General features: G+C 54.4%; 19 protein-coding genes. All 19 read right to left on the bottom strand.

All coding sequences use genetic code 11. From position 1 onward, the window contains the following. Positions 1 to 72 precede the first annotated feature (72 nt). Positions 73 to 1,740 carry a ribonuclease J gene (locus GGR95_RS06740; protein WP_184564101.1) on the bottom strand — a complete coding sequence of 556 codons (1,668 nt, stop codon included), beginning with the start codon at positions 1,738 to 1,740 and terminating at the stop codon, positions 73 to 75. Further along, positions 1,740 to 2,516 (bottom strand): type III pantothenate kinase, encoded by a 777-nt coding sequence (locus GGR95_RS06735; protein ID WP_184564099.1) that lies wholly within the window; start codon positions 2,514 to 2,516, stop codon positions 1,740 to 1,742. Before GGR95_RS06735 ends, GGR95_RS06740 begins: the two co-directional genes overlap by 1 nt. Positions 2,517 to 2,533: 17 nt before the next feature. Beyond that, complete coding sequence (locus tag GGR95_RS06730; protein ID WP_184564097.1) at positions 2,534 to 3,268, bottom strand: biotin--[acetyl-CoA-carboxylase] ligase; 735 nt, start codon at positions 3,266 to 3,268, stop codon at positions 2,534 to 2,536. A 15-nt stretch (positions 3,269 to 3,283) separates the two neighbouring features. Further along, positions 3,284 to 4,723, bottom strand: coding sequence for an NADH-quinone oxidoreductase subunit NuoN (nuoN, locus tag GGR95_RS06725; RefSeq protein ID WP_184564095.1), 1,440 nt, complete (start codon positions 4,721 to 4,723; stop codon positions 3,284 to 3,286). A gap of 10 nt (positions 4,724 to 4,733) precedes the next feature. Continuing rightward, the gene (locus GGR95_RS06720; RefSeq protein WP_184564093.1) at positions 4,734 to 6,296 is read right to left on the bottom strand and encodes an NADH-quinone oxidoreductase subunit M; all 1,563 of its coding nucleotides are present in this window, start codon (positions 6,294 to 6,296) and stop codon (positions 4,734 to 4,736) included. Continuing rightward, entirely contained in the window at positions 6,296 to 8,392 is a 2,097-nt protein-coding gene (gene nuoL / locus GGR95_RS06715; protein WP_184564091.1) for an NADH-quinone oxidoreductase subunit L, read from the bottom strand. Before nuoL ends, GGR95_RS06720 begins: the two co-directional genes overlap by 1 nt. 4 nt (positions 8,393 to 8,396) lie before the next feature. Continuing rightward, positions 8,397 to 8,702, bottom strand: coding sequence for an NADH-quinone oxidoreductase subunit NuoK (nuoK, locus tag GGR95_RS06710; RefSeq protein WP_184564089.1), 306 nt, complete (start codon positions 8,700 to 8,702; stop codon positions 8,397 to 8,399). A 109-nt stretch (positions 8,703 to 8,811) separates the two neighbouring features. Next, entirely contained in the window at positions 8,812 to 9,414 is a 603-nt protein-coding gene (locus GGR95_RS06705; protein WP_184564086.1) for an NADH-quinone oxidoreductase subunit J, read from the bottom strand. After that, positions 9,411 to 9,836, bottom strand: a complete 426-nt coding sequence (locus tag GGR95_RS06700; RefSeq protein ID WP_184564084.1) for a carboxymuconolactone decarboxylase family protein — start codon at positions 9,834 to 9,836, stop codon at positions 9,411 to 9,413. The genes GGR95_RS06705 and GGR95_RS06700 overlap by 4 nt, the downstream gene beginning before the upstream one ends. Continuing rightward, positions 9,833 to 10,234: a carboxymuconolactone decarboxylase family protein gene (locus tag GGR95_RS06695; protein WP_246423312.1), complete on the bottom strand. Its 402-nt coding sequence runs from the start codon at positions 10,232 to 10,234 to the stop codon at positions 9,833 to 9,835. The genes GGR95_RS06700 and GGR95_RS06695 overlap by 4 nt, the downstream gene beginning before the upstream one ends. Next, the gene (nuoI, locus tag GGR95_RS06690; protein ID WP_184564082.1) at positions 10,231 to 10,719 is read right to left on the bottom strand and encodes an NADH-quinone oxidoreductase subunit NuoI; all 489 of its coding nucleotides are present in this window, start codon (positions 10,717 to 10,719) and stop codon (positions 10,231 to 10,233) included. Before nuoI ends, GGR95_RS06695 begins: the two co-directional genes overlap by 4 nt. A 1-nt stretch (position 10,720) precedes the next feature. Beyond that, positions 10,721 to 11,761 (bottom strand): NADH-quinone oxidoreductase subunit NuoH, encoded by a 1,041-nt coding sequence (gene nuoH / locus GGR95_RS06685; protein ID WP_184564080.1) that lies wholly within the window; start codon positions 11,759 to 11,761, stop codon positions 10,721 to 10,723. A 6-nt stretch (positions 11,762 to 11,767) separates the two neighbouring features. Beyond that, positions 11,768 to 12,151, bottom strand: a complete 384-nt coding sequence (locus tag GGR95_RS06680; protein WP_425506383.1) for a hypothetical protein — start codon at positions 12,149 to 12,151, stop codon at positions 11,768 to 11,770. Further along, entirely contained in the window at positions 12,148 to 14,166 is a 2,019-nt protein-coding gene (gene nuoG, locus GGR95_RS06675; RefSeq protein WP_184564078.1) for an NADH-quinone oxidoreductase subunit NuoG, read from the bottom strand. Before nuoG ends, GGR95_RS06680 begins: the two co-directional genes overlap by 4 nt. Positions 14,167 to 14,170: 4 nt before the next feature. After that, positions 14,171 to 14,572, bottom strand: a complete 402-nt coding sequence (locus GGR95_RS06670; protein ID WP_184564077.1) for a DUF5333 domain-containing protein — start codon at positions 14,570 to 14,572, stop codon at positions 14,171 to 14,173. Between the two features lie 115 nt (positions 14,573 to 14,687). After that, positions 14,688 to 15,020, bottom strand: a complete 333-nt coding sequence (locus tag GGR95_RS06665) for a hypothetical protein (RefSeq protein WP_184564076.1) — start codon at positions 15,018 to 15,020, stop codon at positions 14,688 to 14,690. 112 nt (positions 15,021 to 15,132) lie between these two features. Then, positions 15,133 to 15,534, bottom strand: coding sequence for an MAPEG family protein (locus GGR95_RS06660; protein WP_246423311.1), 402 nt, complete (start codon positions 15,532 to 15,534; stop codon positions 15,133 to 15,135). A gap of 9 nt (positions 15,535 to 15,543) precedes the next feature. Continuing rightward, complete coding sequence (gene nuoF / locus GGR95_RS06655) at positions 15,544 to 16,842, bottom strand: NADH-quinone oxidoreductase subunit NuoF (RefSeq protein WP_184564599.1); 1,299 nt, start codon at positions 16,840 to 16,842, stop codon at positions 15,544 to 15,546. Between the two features lie 5 nt (positions 16,843 to 16,847). Continuing rightward, positions 16,848 to 17,069 carry a DUF5337 family protein gene (locus GGR95_RS06650; RefSeq protein ID WP_184564074.1) on the bottom strand — a complete coding sequence of 74 codons (222 nt, stop codon included), beginning with the start codon at positions 17,067 to 17,069 and terminating at the stop codon, positions 16,848 to 16,850. Positions 17,070 to 17,118 lie beyond the last annotated feature (49 nt).

The raw sequence follows: 17,118 nt of genomic DNA, 5'->3' as shown, positions 1-17,118 counted from the left end.
ATTCCAGACATAAAAAAGGCCCCGCAGAAATTCTGCGGGGCCTTTTCGTATCTAGAGAAGTGGTAGTATGGGTCAGCTCAGACGGCTGACCACCACTGTTACTTCTGGCTTTTTGCCGATTTCGTTGTGCGAAGACTGGCGTGCAACACGGCGCAAACCTTCGTCCAGCGCTTTATCATCGCGCAGGATTTTGGCCCCTGCCCGACCCAGCCACTGGCTCAAGTCTTGCTCAACCACGTCGGTCAAAGGTGCGTTGCTGATGCCATTGTCTGGCAGGCCCATGGTATCGACCCAAGGATCGCCCAGCGGCTCGTCCTGTTCGTCCATCAAAACGGTGATGGTCATGTGACCATTCAACGCCATGCGGATACGGTCACGGACAATACCGTCCATCGCGCCGATCTGAACCGAACCGTCGATATAGGTGCGGCCTGTTTCGATATACTCAGCGACCTTTGGCTTGTTGCCAGACAGGTCAATCATCATACCATTCACAGCCAGAACGCCTGTAAGGCCTTTGGCCTCGGCAACTTTGACATGCTCGCGCAGGTGGCGGTGTTCACCGTGCATCGGGATTACCGCCTGCGGCTTCAACACATCATGCAGCGTTTCGATATCTGGGCGGTTGGCGTGGCCCGACACGTGGTATTTGCCACTGCTGTCATCCACAACGTCCACACCCATTTCCGAGAACTGGTTGATGATGCGGATTACGCCGCGCTCATTGCCCGGAATGGTCTTTGATGAAAACAGGAACATATCCCCCTCTTTCATCTGAAGGCCCATGTATTTGCCACGTGCAAGTTGCGCCGAGGCAGCACGGCGTTCGCCTTGTGACCCTGTCACCAGCAGCAACAGGTTTTCCCGCGGCACATCACGCGCCTGTTCAGGGCTGATTGTCGGCGGGAAGTCTTTCAAGACGCCAGTTTCAACCGACGCTTCGACCATACGTTTCATCGCACGGCCCAGCAGCACAACAGAGCGACCAGCAGCCGCGCCGGCAATCGCCAGCGTTTTCACCCGCGCCACGTTCGACGCAAATGTGGTTGCTACAACCATGCCTTCGGCGCTTTTCACCAATTCGGTGATCGCTTCGGGCAGTGTCGCTTCTGAACGGCCAGGCAGCTGGCTGAACACATTGGTACTGTCACAGATCAGCGCCTTGATGCCGTCTTTGGCAATCGCTTCAAATGCGGCAGGATCAAACGGCTCGCCAACACCCGGTGTCAGGTCCACTTTGAAATCACCCGAGTGCACGATACGGCCAACAGGCGTATCAATCACCAAAGCCGAGCTTTCGGGGATCGAGTGCGAGATCGGCTGGAAGCCCACCTTGAACGGACCCGCTTCGACTTGGTGCGGGAAGGTACCAACGATGCGCACAGCATCATCGGGGTGGTTGTATTCCGACATCTTGCGTTTGGTGATGTTGGCCGTGAATTTGCGCGCATAGATCGGCGCTTGCAGGCGGTCATAGGTATGGGCGATGCCGCCCACGTGGTCTTCATGGGCGTGGGTCACAAACACCGCTTCAATGCGGTCCTTGCGCTTTACCAGCCAATCAATGTCGGCAATGATCAGGTCCACACCGGGGGAAGTATCCATATCTGGAAACGCCACACCGATGTCCACAACAATCAGTCGCTCTTTTTCTGGTGCACCATAGCCGTACACATAGGCATTCATGCCAATTTCGCCCGCCCCACCGAGGGGAAGGTAGATCAATCTTTCGCTGCTCATTATTCAGCACATTCCTTATTATATTTGTTGATCACGGTCAGACCGTGCATCGTCAGATCATCTTGATATTCGTCAAAGAGGGTTTCGGCCTGCTGGAACAGCGGCGCGAGCCCGCCGGTGGAGATGACACGCATACCGCGTCCACGCTCCGCCTTTATCCGCGCACATATCTCACGGACGAGCCCAACATAACCCCAAAAAACGCCGGATTGCATACAGGCCACAGTATTCGTGCCCACAACATGCTGAGGTTGGCTGATATCGATGTGTGGCAAAGCAGCCGCCGCGTTGTGCAGTGCCTCAAGGCTGAGGTTCACACCGGGGGCAATAACACCGCCCACATAGGCCCCATCCGAGGCCACTACATCAAACGTTGTCGCCGTGCCAAAGTCCACGACAATCAGATCACCGCCATAGAGGTCAAACCCAGCAACCGTATTCACCAGACGGTCTGGCCCCACGGCAGTGCCAACATCTACCCGCACATCAATGGGTAACGCGCATTCAGGTTTACCCACCACCAATGGACGCGCATTGAAATAGCGATCCGCCAGAACACGTAGGTTCCACACCACGCGCGGCACTGTGGAAGACACAATCACATCCGTGATATCCGCCTCAATGCCTTGCAAGTTCATCAGCGTGTTCAACCAGACGTAATATTGGTCGGCCGTGCGTTTACCGTCCGTTGCCGTGCGCCATGTCGCAATAAATGCGGTCCCATCCCAGATAGAGAAGACCGTATTGGTATTGCCGCAATCAATGGCCAAAAGCATAAGCTTGTCTCTCCACCCTAAAAATACACATCAGCCGCCGTGATCGCAACGCGACCCTTGGCAGTGTTTAAAATGAGGTTCCCGGCCTCGTCGACATCTTCAAAAACGCCGACTGTTTCGTCGCGCATGGTACGGGCTGTAATCACCTCGCCGATACGGGCGGCGTGAGACAACCATGCAGTGCGGATCGGGGCGAAACCGTAGGTAACATATTGGTCTTCCAACCGCGCATAAGCGGCGGCCAGCGCATCGAGGAAGATTTCGGGTTCAACACTCACCCCTGTGGCACCCAGAACGCTGACAGGGATGACTGCGCCCTGTTCGACTTGATCAGGAGTGGGAGCATGCGCAAGGTTAACGCCAATGCCAATTGCCAAACAATCGCCAATGGTCTCCAGCAAAATGCCTGCAACCTTGCCGCCGTTCAATAACACATCATTGGGCCACTTAAGCGCAAAGGCCGCCTCCTGCCCCGTCACTTCGACAAAGGTCTCGCGCAAAGCAAGGCTTGAAACAAAGCTGCGCAAGGCGGCATCTGCCGGGCTTCCTGTGCGGCGCATAATGAGGGTCCCAGCGAAGTTTCCCTGCGGATTACTCCACGCCCGCCCGCGCCGGCCACGTGCCGCAGTCTGCTCAATCGCTAGAAGCCAAGCAGGCCCGCCAAGGCTGGGTGCCATGCGGGCCGCTTCGGACAAGGTTGAGTCTAGCGTGTCAAAGACATGCCGCGCATAGCCGTGGGGCCAACTGGCCATCAGAAAGACAACCGCTTAGTTAACAAGTGTAGCCGCCGCCAGCGCCGCAGCACCTTCGACACCAAACATGTTCACGATCCCAACAACCATGATCACGGCAGAGGCGACCAAGAAGGCGCCAAGAATACCACCACGGTTCTGATCCAGACCATCCGTATCGTTTTCGCCGAAATACATGAAAAAGATGATCCGCAGGTAGTAATAGAGACCGATCACCGAAGCGACCACGCCAGCGACCGCCAACCATGCCAAGCCACCTTCATAGGCTGCCCGCAAAACGTATAGCTTACCAAAGAAGCCCAGGAACGGCGGCACGCCAGCAAGGCTGAACAACAGCACAAGCATGGCCAATGCACGGCCCGGGTGGGTTTTAGAATACATCTTGAGCGCCGTTGTCTCAAGGATCGGCGCGCCGTCTTTTTCCATCAACAGGATAAAGGCAAACACACCGACGTTCATGGTCACGTAGATCGCCATATAGATCAGCATCGCCTGCACGCCCAAGGTCGTGCCCGCCGCAAGGCCCATCAGGGCATAGCCCATATGCGCAATCGAGGAATAGGCCATCAGACGTTTGATGTTGGTTTGGCCAATCGCAGCAACCGCACCAAGGAACATCGACAGCACAGACAGCAATGCAACAACCTGCTGCCAATCGCTGACAGCATTGCCAAAGGCGTCATGCATCACACGGGCAAACAGGCCCATGGCCGCAACCTTGGGGGCCGTTGCAAAGAAGGCTGTCACTGGCGTGGGAGAACCTTCGTAGACGTCTGGTGTCCACATGTGGAACGGAACAGCAGATACTTTGAACGCAAGCCCAGAGATCAAGAAAACGATACCGAACAACATGCCAACTGACGTGTGGCCAGCTTTTGCGGTTGTGATGATACCAGAGAAAAGTGTTGTGCCCGCGTAGCCATAGACCAACGATGCCCCATAAAGCAGCAAACCAGAGCTAAGTGCGCCCAGCACAAAATACTTCAAACCCGCTTCGGTTGACTTGGCGCTGTCACGGCGCAGCGATGCCACCACGTAGAGCGCAAGGGATTGCAGCTCAAGACCCATGTACAACGACATCAGATCACCAGCGGAGACCATCACCATCATGCCAACAACGCTCAGCGCCACCAACACAGGGTATTCAAACCGCAGCAAGCCGCGAGTTTTCATATAACCTTCGGACATCACCAGAATGCAAGCCGCTGAAAGCAGGATCGTCACTTTGGCGAAACGGGCAAACCCGTCATTTATGAACATCCCGTTGAAAGCCGTGATCGTAGAGGAAGCGCTAATTGCAACCATAAGCGCCAAGACGACCATGACCGCAGAAATGATCCACAAAAGTGGGCGAGCTATCGCGTCTTTGCCCCCGTAGGCCCCTGCCATAAGTCCCGCAATCGCACAAAGCGACAGGATAATTTCGGGCAGGATCAATTGGATATCGTTACTCATGTCTCTCGCCTCAGTTGTGGGCTTGGGCTGTGTCAGCAACGGCCTGAACCGCGGCTGTAGCCGTATCATATTGCTCAACCAGTGCCGTGACCGATGGTCCGATCACATCCAGTATCAGTGCAGGGTAAACCCCCAGCAGCAGCGTCATCACGACCAGCGGCGCAAAGATCCACTTTTCGCGGGTGTTCATATCGGAAATGCCCTTGAGGCTTTCTTTGATCAGATCGCCCATCACCACGCGGCGGTAGAGCCACAGCGCATAGGCCGCCGAGAAGATCACACCACTGGCCGCAACCGCAGCCACCCATGTGTTCACTTGGAAGACGCCCATCAGGGTCAGGAATTCACCAACAAAGCCCGATGTGCCCGGCAAACCAACGTTTGCCATGGTGAACAACATGAACAGCAAGGCATAGACAGGCATCCGGTTCACAAGGCCGCCATAGGCATCGATCTCACGGGTGTGCATGCGGTCATAAATCACGCCAACAGCAAGGAACAACGCCCCCGAGATGAAGCCGTGGCTGATCATCTGGAAAATCGCCCCGTCCAAACCCTGCTGGTTTACCGAAAAGATACCCATCGTAACAAAACCCATGTGGGCCACCGATGAATAGGCGATCAGCTTTTTCATATCTTCTTGTACCAGCGCAACAAGCGAGGTGTAGACAATTGCGATTGCAGACATCCACAAAACCAGCGGGCCAACCACCTCAGCCCCGATTGGGAACATTGGTAGCGAGAAGCGCAAGAAGCCGTAGCCGCCCATTTTCAACAAGATTGCAGCCAGCACAACAGAACCCGCCGTTGGGGCCTGAACGTGCGCATCAGGAAGCCATGTGTGCACAGGCCACATCGGCATTTTCACCGCAAAGCTGGCAAAGAAGGCAAGGAACATCATCGTCTGCATGCCGCCGACGACCTGGAAGCCCATCAGGCTAAAGGTGTCAGAGCCAAAGTCATGCGTCAGCAGGCTGACGGTACAGCCGCCAATACAGGTGGTCCCTGCGTCTGCGAACATCGCAACCATCGCCACCAACATCAGCACGGAACCGAAGAAGGTGTAGAGGAAGAATTTGAAGCTGGCATAAATCCGGTTTGCGCCGCCCCAAATGCCGATGATCAGGAACATCGGGATCAGGCTGGCCTCAAAGAACAGATAGAACAAGATCAGATCAAGCGAGACAAACACGCCGATCATCAGTGTTTCTAGCAACAGGAAGGCGATCATGTATTCTTTGACGCGCAGCTTCACATCCCATGACGCGGCAATCACCAGCGGCATCATGAAGGTGGTCAGCATCACAAACAGGATCGAAATCCCGTCAACCCCGACGCGGTATTTAAGGCCCAAAAGCCATTCCGCCTCATCCACCATTTGAAAGCCGGTGTTGGAGGGATCAAAGTCAAGATAGACAAAGATGGAAATCAGGAATGTCACGCTGGTGGTGATCATCGCCAGCCACTTGGCATTGCGCTGTGCCGCTGCGTCGTCACCACGCAGGAACACTGCAAGGATAAACGCCGCAAAGGCAGGCATGAAAGTGACGATGGACAAAAGGTTATTTTCCATCAGTTCGCTCCTCCGGTCATCGTCATCCATGTAACAAGGACCGCAATCCCGATCACCATGGCGAAGGCGTAAGTAAAGATATAGCCGGACTGTGCTTTACCAGCGAGGCGGGTAAAGAAGGGGATGATCCCCATAGCCAGCCCGTTCAGGCTTCCGTCAATCACATCGCCATCGCCACGTTTCCACAAGAAACGGCCAATTGCCTTGGCTGGCTGTACGAAGATGGAATTATAGATTTCGTCAAAGTACCATTTATTCAACAAGAACTGATACAGATGTTTTTGGTTCGCGGCCAAGCGCGCAGGTAGTGACGGGTTCCAGATGTAGAACCACAGCGCCATGATCAACCCGCCCAGCATTGCAATAAACGGGCTAAGCTTGACCCATTTGGGTGCAGCATGCGCGTCTTCCAGTACCGTGTTGTCTGGCGCAAAGTACAATGCCCCCTCGCCCGGCTTGCCAGCAAAGCTTGGGCCGTGGCTGCCACCCTCTGCTGCTTCGCCTTCGGTCGCCGCATGGGCCGTCTCGGCACCCTCAACATGGGCTTCGCCATCTGCCGCCATCTCGGCGGTTGGAATGCCGTAGAATTTGCCGACATATTCGGCAGACCCAAAGAAGCTTTTGTAGAACACCATACCCGAGAAGATCGCGCCGATTGCCAGTACACCCAGCGGGATCAACATAACCATCGGGCTTTCATGTGCGTGCTCATGTGTGTGCTTGTCGCCGCGCGCCTCACCGTAGAAGGTCAGGAACATCAGGCGCCATGAGTAGAATGAAGTCATCGCCGCAGCAATTACCAGCATCCAGAAACCATACATTGATCCCCCGCCCCACGCGCTCTCGATGATCGCATCTTTGGACAAGAAGCCAGCGAAGCCGAAATAGGTGAGCGGAATACCAACACCCGTGATCGCCAATGTGCCGATCATCATGGCATAGAAGGTCAATGGGATCTTTTTACGCAATCCACCATAGTTGTTCATATTCTGCTCATGATGCATCGCATGAATGACCGAGCCCGCACCAAGGAACAACATCGCTTTGAAAAACGCATGTGTCAGCAGGTGGAACATCGCGGCCGAATACATGCCGACGCCTACAGCTACAAACATATAGCCCAGTTGGGACATGGTTGAATAAGCGATAACGCGTTTGATGTCGGTCTGTACCAAACCAATGGTTGCGGCAACAAAGGCCGTGGTTGCACCAACTGCTGTCACGAACATCATTGTTTCAGGTGCAAATTCCATCAAAGGTGACATGCGCGACATCAAGAAGACACCGGCGGTAACCATTGTCGCGGCATGGATCAGCGCGGACACAGGTGTCGGGCCTTCCATAGCGTCAGGCAACCATGTGTGCAGGAACAATTGCGCCGATTTACCCATCGCACCCACAAACAGCAGGAAGGCAATCAAATTAGCAGCGTTCCATTCGGTCCATAGGAAGCTGATGCTTGTTTCCGCCAATTGCGGAACAGCGGTAAAAATATCGTCGAATTTGATGCTATCCGTGAGCAGGAACAAGGCAAGTATGCCCAGCAGGAAACCAAAGTCACCTACACGGTTCACAACAAAGGCTTTCATCGCGGCGGCATTGGCCGATGGCTTTTTGTAGTAGAAACCAATCAGAAGGTAGGAGGCAACGCCCACCCCTTCCCAGCCAAAGAACATCTGAACAAGGTTGTCAGAGGTCACCAGCATCAACATCGCAAAAGTAAAGAACGACAGATAGGCAAAGAAGCGTGGCTTATAGCTGACGCCCTCAGCAAAGTGATCGTCATGCGCCATGTAGCCAAAGGAATAGAGGTGCACGAGGCTGGAAACCGTGGTGATCACGATCAACATGATCGTTGTCAGGCGGTCCAAGCGAATGGCCCAATCCGTGCTTAGTGAGCCGGATTCAATAAAGCGCAAGATTTGGATAGATTCCGTTGTGCCGTCAAACGACAAGAAAACAATCCAGCTAAGAAATGCCGAGAGGAACAACCCACCCGTGGCGATCCAGCATGCAGCTGATTCACCGATGAACTTCCAGCCAAATCCGCAAATGAGCGAGCAGATCAGCGGAGCAAAAAGGAGTGTGATTTCCATGTTCCTAGCCCTTCATCACGTTGACGTCTTCCACGGCGATAGTGCCGCGGGTACGGAAGAAACAAACCAGAATGGCCAGACCAATCGCCGCTTCTGCAGCAGCAACCGTGAGGACAAACAGCGTGAACACCTGCCCCACCATATCGCCAAGGTAACTGGAGAAGGCGACCAGATTGATGTTCACCGCAAGCAGCATCAATTCAATGCTCATCAATAGGATGATCACGTTCTTTCTATTCAGAAAGAGGCCAAAGATGCCAATGACAAACAGCGTGGCTGCAACCGTCAGGTAATGTTCAAGTCCGATCATGTCGTCCCTCAGTGTATAATTCTAACGGGTGAATACCCGCCTGATGTGACCGTGGTAATCGTCACCGCCACAAACATTGTCGTTATCAAAGCCGATGTGGCCCGTCGTATCACAAGCCCTGCCCCGGCTTTACATCGTGCAGGTTCATCGCTTTGGCCGGATCACGCATCATCTGCGCAACCACGTCTTGGCGTTTAATATCTCCGCGATGGCGCAGCGTCAGGACAATTGCGCCAATCATCGCAACCAGCAGGATCAAACCCGACAGTTGGAACAACAGGAAGTATTCATCATAAAGCATCAGACCCAGCGCCGCAGTGTTGGTCACACTGGCATCGGTGACTTGCTGGCGCAGCCCTTCGGCCGCTTCATTCGCATCCCATGCGCCAAAGGCCATCACGAATTGCATCAAAACCACCAACCCGATCAGCAGCGCTAACGGCATATAGCGTGCCATCTCTGCTTTTAACTCGGCAAAGTCGATGTCCAGCATCATCACCACGAAGAGGAACAGAACCGCCACCGCGCCGACATAAACAATGATCAGCAACATCGCGACAAATTCAGCGCCCAGCAGAACAAACAGCCCCGCCGCCGACAAGAATGACAGGATCAACCACAAGACCGAGTGCACGGGGTTGCGGCTGATGACAGTGAATAATCCACCCGCGATCACACTGATGGCAAATAGATAAAATGCAAAAACGCTCATGCGTCACCTTCCGGTTTCTTGGCCGACGTGCTGGCCTTGTCTTCGTCCAAAACTTCTTGCGCCAGTGACATTGCCCGCTGCATTGCGGGAATACCGGCAAATACAGACATCTGACCAATGGTCTCGATGATCTGTTGTTTATGTGCCCCTGCTTCGACAGCGTGGCGCACGGTCTGCCGCACGGCAGTTTCATTCTGTGCGCCCTGCATGGTCAAACCAGCAAGCGTCAGCAAAAGCCGCGTCTTGGCATCCAATCCGTCTGGATTGTGCGCATTACCAAAAAACGCTTCCATCATGTCTTTGGGCATCAGCCCCATCATGGCTTCAAAACCCTTGGGCGAAAAAGCATCCATCGCAGGAAAGGACTTAGCCATTTCCTGCGCTTGCTTCATCATCGCTTCAAAGGGGTTTTTATCGCTCATGCTTTTGCGTCCTCGGCTTCAAATACCTCAAGAGCAGCGTTCAGTCCGTTAATCATGGCTGGCAAGCCACCATAAAGCGCCATTTGAAAAATGATCTCGCAGATTTCTTCGCGGCTAGCCCCCACAGCGCGTGCGCTGTTGATGTTTACCTTTAGCTGCGGACGTGTCTGGCTACCCATTGCAGTCAATGCCGCAACTGTCGCCAAAAGGCGTGTTTTTTCGTCAACAACCCCACGGCTGTAGAATTGCCCATAAGCAACATCAACAATCGTGCGGCCCATCCCCGGCACGACCGCATCATAGCGCGCACGCAAAGCGTCTTCCATCCCAGGGTTCACCTGTTCTGAAAGGACCTTGCCGCGCTCATAGGCGGTCATATCGGCGGTGACATTGCTCATCTGTAAGGTGCGTCCATCTCAAGGTTGCGGGCGATTTCGGCTTCCCAACGGTCGCCGTTTTCCAACAGCTTCGACTTATCGTAATACAGCTCTTCACGTGTTTCGGTAGCGAACTCAAAGTTCGGCCCTTCGACGATCGCATCCACAGGGCAGGCTTCTTGGCAGAAACCGCAGTAAATGCATTTGGTCATGTCGATGTCATAACGTGTGGTACGGCGGCTGCCATCTTCGCGCGGCTCCGCATCAATGGTGATCGCTTGTGCAGGGCAAACCGCCTCGCATAATTTACACGCGATGCAACGTTCTTCGCCGTTGGCATAACGGCGCAGCGCATGTTCCCCACGAAAACGAGGCGACAAAGGCCCCTTTTCGTGCGGATAGTTGATCGTCGCCTTTGGCTTGAACATATATTTAATGCCCAGCTTCATGCCTTGGTAAAAATCCTGCAACAGGAAGTATTTTGCGTGGCGGGTGTAATCGGTCATATCAGCCCCCTACGGTCCAACGGGCATAGATACCCCAGAACCATCCAAATTTTGCCGCGAAGGCCACGAAGACAACCCAGAACAATGAGAAAGGTAGGAAGACCTTCCAGCCCAGACGCATCAATTGGTCATAGCGGTAGCGCGGTGTGATTGCTTTGATCAGCGAGAAGAAGAAGAACACGATGCCCATTTTCGCGATCATCCAGAAGATGCCATCAGGCAGGCCCGGAATAGGTGACAGCCAGCCGCCAAAGAACATCAGGGAAATCAGCGCGCACATCAGAACCACTGCCACCAGTTCACCGATCATAAACAGCAAGAAGGGCGTGGATGAATACTCAACCTGATAGCCTGCAACCAGTTCTGATTCCGCTTCGGGAAGGTCAAACGGGGGGCGGTTCGTCTCAGCCAAGGCCGAGATAAAGAACAAGATCAACATCGGGAAGTGTGGCAACCAGTACCAGCTCAGCAAACCGTAGTTACTGTTTTGCGCCTCTACGATGCTACCAAAATTCATGGAGCCCGAAGAAATGATCACACCAATGATGATCAAACCGATGGAGACTTCATAAGAGATCATCTGCGCGGCAGAGCGCAGCGAGCCCAAGAACGGGTATTTAGAGTTCGACGCCCAGCCGCCCATGATCACGCCGTATACTTCCAGCGAAGACACAGCCATGACAAACAGGATGGCGACGTTGATATCCGAAAGGACCCAGCCGTCATTAAAAGGAATCACCGCCCAAGCCACCAGCGCCATAACAAGGCTCACCATCGGGGCAAGGAAGAACACCGGACGATCCGCACCCGCAGGCACAACAATCTCTTTGACGATGTATTTCCCAAAGTCCGCAAAAGATTGCAGCAGGCCATACACCCCAACAACGTTAGGACCACGACGCAGCTGCACACTCGCCCAGATCTTGCGATCTAAATACATAAGGAATGCCAATGCGACCAGCAAGGGCACCACAACGAGGAGAATCTGTCCAACAATCAGAAGGATCATCCCCAGTGTCGTGTTAAAAAAGAAGTCAGCCATATGTCCTCACACCGTAGGGATACCTTTGTCGCGGCAGCTTTGCGTTACCACTTCAGCATCAATAGTCTTCAAGCCTTTAGGCAGGCTCGGCGAGATCGTGTAAACAGCATCGGCTCGCCAAATGCCACCCTCAATTGCCACATTTGTGCGTACATGCCGCGCAAAACCGTAGCCGCGTATCAGAGTGTACTGCGCCGCAGCACATTCTGCGTATGCTGCGACATTATCAGACTCACGCGCCTTCGTCATCGCAACATTAAATTGCACAAGGTCACCGTCCAACAGCACCGTTTCCACCCCTTTATACTCGGGGATGAAATCCTCTGCTGTGGGAATCGGTGGCGTACAAGCGGCCAGCGCTAATACTGCAATCGCACACACCTGCTTCACTCCGCCGCCATCGCCTCTGTGCGCCGTGCCTTTGCGTTGGATGACAGTTCGGCCATCAGACTGGAGGCGCGGGCAATCGGATTGCTCAGGTAGAAGTCAGCAATGGCGTTAGAGAAAGCACCCGTGCCCATTTCACCTGCAGCGACCGCAACCCATGGGTTTTCGGCAACTTGATCCAGTTTACCAAGGTGCGGATGCGCCGCAACCAAGGCTTGACGAAGGGACGCCAGCGAATCAAATGGCAATGTCGCATCCATCTCGGCGCTCAACGCGCGCAGGATGGCCCAGTTTTCTTTCGCCTGACCGGGTGCAAAACCTGCTCGCTGCGCCAACTGCGGACGGCCTTCGGTGTTTACAAACAACCCACCCTCTTCGGTATAGGCCGCTGCAGGCAGAATAATATCGGCACGGTGTGCGCCACGGTCGCCATGGCTCCCTTGGTAGATCACAAACGGGCCAGCAGGCACGTCGCCTTCATCTGCGCCGAGGTTGTAGATCACGTCAGCGTCTTTGATCGCTGCCATCAAGCCACCTTCGGTCACTGCGCCGACATCCATCGCACCAACACGGGATGCGGCAGTGTGCAGGATCAAAAGCTTGCTGTTGGTCTTCTCAACAACATCCATCGCCGCGGCCAAAACGGCTTCGCCGTCAGTTCCGGCCAAAGCGCCCTGCCCGACGATAACCAGTGATGGCACATCTTTGACTTCGTCAAACTTGTGGTTGGTCAAATCCGCCAGAGCAGCGCGATCTGTTCCCATGTGGACATATTCATACGTCAGATCAACCGCAGGACCGATCAAGGCAACATTGGCGCCTTTGGTCCATGCTTTGCGCAAACGCGCATTCAACACCGGAGATTCTTCGCGTGGGTTTGTGCCAATCAACATGACGAACTTTGCATCATCAATATCTTCGATCGTCGCATTCCCGACATAGCCTGAACGGTTGCCCGCAGGCAGCTTGGCACCGTCTGTTCGGCATTCAACGTTACCGCCCTGCCCCTCGATCAACTGCTTAAGCGCAAATGCGGCTTCTGTTGGCGCAAGATCACCGACCAAACCGGCGACTTTCTTGCCCTTCATCGCTGCGGCTGCTGCGGCCAATGCTTCGGGCCATTCGGCTTTGCGCAATTTGCCGTTTTCGCGGATGTAAGGCGTGTCCAAACGCTGCTTGCGCAAACCGTCCCAAACAAAACGGGTTTTGTCCGAAATCCATTCCTCATTTACGCCGTCATGGTTGCGCGGCAAGAAACGCATGACTTCGCGGCCTTTGGTATCAACGCGGATGTTGGAGCCAAGGGCATCCATCACGTCAATCGACTCGGTCTTGCTCAGCTCCCAAGGGCGCGCCGTAAAGGCGTAGGGCTTGGAAACCAGCGCCCCAACAGGACACAGATCAATGATGTTGCCTTGCAGGTTGCTGTCCAACGTTTCGCCCAAATAGGAGGTGATCTCGGCGTCTTCGCCGCGGCCCGTTTGGCCCATCTGCGTGATGCCTGCCACTTCGGACGTAAAGCGCACACAGCGGGTGCACGAGATACAGCGCGTCATATGGGTTTCGACCAGTGGGCCCAGATCCAGATCTTCGGTGGCGCGTTTGGGTTCACGGTAGCGGCTGAAATCCACGCCATATGCCATAGCTTGGTCTTGCAGATCACATTCGCCCCCCTGATCGCAGATCGGGCAATCCAGTGGGTGGTTGATCAACAAGAATTCCATCACGCCTTCACGGGCTTTCTTGACCATTGGACTGTTGGTTTTCACAACTGGCGGCTGGCCTTCGGGGCCGGGGCGCAAGTCACGCACCTGCATGGCACAGCTCGCCGCAGGCTTGGGCGGGCCGCCCACAACTTCCACAAGACACATCCGGCAATTGCCAGCAATCGTCAGCCGCTCGTGATAGCAAAAGCGCGGAACTTCCACGCCTGCTTGCTCACACGCCTGAATGAGCGTCATCGCCCCTTCGGCTTCTACTTCTTTACCGTCGATGATGATCTTGCGAATGTCGCTCATGATGTCACTTTTCTCTCAGCAACGAACCAATACGGCTCGATTTTTGAATCTCTTTGCGCCCAAGGGCGCAATAGCTTTGTGCGTCGGATGCTACAACCCCGTTTGCACGCATATACGCTTCACCTTTGGCCCGCATACGGGCCTTTTCTGTGTCCGAATCTGCGTACGCTTTGATCTGTGCGTCCGAGTATCCAAGTTGACGCGCCTTCGCTTTAACTGACCGATAAAGCGTCAACGCCTTGATCATGCGCGGCGCGATGTCAGGGCATTTCTTACGAATCTGATCCGCCACCGCTACGTCGAACACTGCGTCATCAATAGCACGAACATCCCGTAAATTCTTCTGTGCAAAGGCCGGCCCTGCGCAAAATGCAAGAATACATAAAGTTACTGTCAGTTGACGCATAGTGATTTCCTCAAATGCTGCTTGGGCGGTTTTGCCCTTGCTGGCATATGTGAGCAGGCCTCTTGTTATGCAATATCAACGCAGCTCCCACCAAGGAACGCGCCAGTACCGCGTGTTATTGTCCGCTAGGGCAACGCCCTTGCAGGGTCAGTACGTCCTTCACGATATTCAACTGGCTTTGCGGCACGTCGGGTCCAGCAGTCCAGATGATGTCAGAGCTGCCAAATGAGTTCACACAATAGACAGTTGCCCCATAGACCCCTGCTTGGAGGGCGCCGTCCAGCGATTTTGACACAGGCTTCACAGCCACAGTGAACACATCGCGCTGTTTTTCAACTTTGCGCACTTTGGCGTTAAAATACTGTCCGTCAAACAGGATACGGTCGTCAGCCGATGTACAACCGGCCACTAGCCCCGCACATACCACTAAAGAAGTCAAAATCTTCATTACCGTCTCCTCCACACGTCTCTGTGCGGTTACATTCAAATACAAGGCCCAGTATCGCCCAATTCCTCAGGTAGGACCAGTGCTTCTTGCCGCGCCACGTTCACCGCGCGGATCAGAAGGCCGCCAACAGAACCAAAACCGCCTGTGCCGCAATCATAAGCAAGCCGAACGCAAAAAACAGCGACCTTGCTGGTTGGTTCACTGTTGCAATATGGACAATCGCCATTGCCACACGTGCAGCGATAAACAGCGAGGCAAACAAGTTTACCCAGAACGGCGCAGCGCCCACCAGAATGGCGGCAACCGTGACCGCAATAAACGGGCCGGAGTTCTCAACCGCGTTCATAAAAGCACGTTCACGGCGGTAGGCAGGATCGCTGTAATCGCGTTTGGGCTTCCCGCAATCACAGCGCTTTTCTGCGGTGCGGCCCGTGGTCGAATACCCCGCCAGCACTGAAACCAAAACAGCCCAGAGCGCGAGGGCCGCGATGGCATGGTTATATGCTTCAAACATGCCCAACCGCTATTCCGCCGCAACCGCAGCAGATTTACCGCCGCGTTTATGGGCAATCCGATCTTCGATATCACCACGGAAATGGCGGATCAAACCTTGGATCGGCCAAGCCGCGGCATCGCCAAGCGCACAAATAGTGTGGCCCTCAACCTGTTTGGTCACGTCCAACAGCATGTCGATCTCTTCTGGTTCCGCATCGCCTTTTACCAAACGGTCCATCACGCGCATCATCCACCCCGTGCCTTCACGGCACGGCGTACACTGGCCGCAGGATTCATGTTTGTAGAACTTTGCCAGACGCCAGATCGCTTTGATCACATCGGTTTTCTGATCCATAACAATCACCGCAGCCGTGCCAAGGCCAGACTGCAATTCATTGCGCAAATAGTCAAAATCCATCGTCGCATTGCGCATTGCTTTGCCCGGAACCATCGGAACCGACGATCCACCGGGGATCACGGCCTTGAGGTTATCCCAACCACCGCGAATACCGCCGCAATGTTTCTCGATCAGCTCTTCAAAGCTGATGCTCATCGCTTCTTCGACGACACAAGGATTGTTCACATGGCCTGAGATCGCAAACAATTTGGTACCCGTGTTATTCGGGCGACCAAAGCCCGCAAACCAGCCACCGCCACGGCGCAGGATCGTTGGTACAACCGCAATCGATTCCACGTTGTTCACAGTTGTCGGGCACCCATAAAGGCCTGCGCCCGCTGGGAATGGCGGCTTCATGCGTGGCATACCCTTTTTGCCTTCAAGGCTTTCAAGCAGCGCCGTCTCTTCACCGCAGATATAAGCCCCTGCCCCGTGGTGCAGGTAGATGTCAAAATCCCAACCGGATTTGGAGGCGTTTTTGCCAACCAGACCCGCTTCATAAGCTTCGTCAATCGCGTTTTGCAGCGCTTCTTTTTCACGGATGTATTCGCCGCGAATGTAGATATAGCAGGCATTGGCATTCATCGCGAAACTGGCAATCAGACAGCCTTCGATCAATGTATGCGGATCATGGCGCATGATCTCACGGTCTTTACATGTACCTGGCTCGGACTCATCCGCGTTCACCACCAAATAGCTGGGGCGGCCATCGGATTCTTTGGGCATGAAAGACCATTTCAAACCTGTCGGGAAACCCGCACCACCACGGCCCCGCAGACCAGATGCTTTCATCTCGTCGATGATCCAGTCACGGCCCTTTTTGATGATATTCGCTGTACCATCCCAATGGCCACGCGCTTGCGCACCCTTCAAGGTCCGGTCATGCATGCCGTAGATATTGGTGAAGATCCGGTCTTTATCCTGCAACATTATGCTCATCCGTCTTTCTCAGGGTGGCGCTGCCGCCACATTCTGAATGCTTGTATAAATACCCATAGGAACAAGGCAGCAAAGCCGAGCTCCAACAGGCCCATCAATTTATTGGGCCACCCGAATGTGGCCCCCGCGAATTCCATCGCCATAAAACCAACCGCCGCCACAACACTGGTCAATGCCAGCCGCCGTCCGGCGCGTGCCTGCTCTTGGTCACTTTGCATCCGAAACACCTTGCACTACAACGGCCAAACCTTCGCGCAAGCGCTGATC

This window comes from Sulfitobacter undariae (genome assembly GCF_014196805.1).
GTDB classification, from domain to species: Bacteria; Pseudomonadota; Alphaproteobacteria; order Rhodobacterales; family Rhodobacteraceae; genus Sulfitobacter; species Sulfitobacter undariae.
This window is presented reverse-complemented; position numbering and strand designations above follow the sequence as displayed.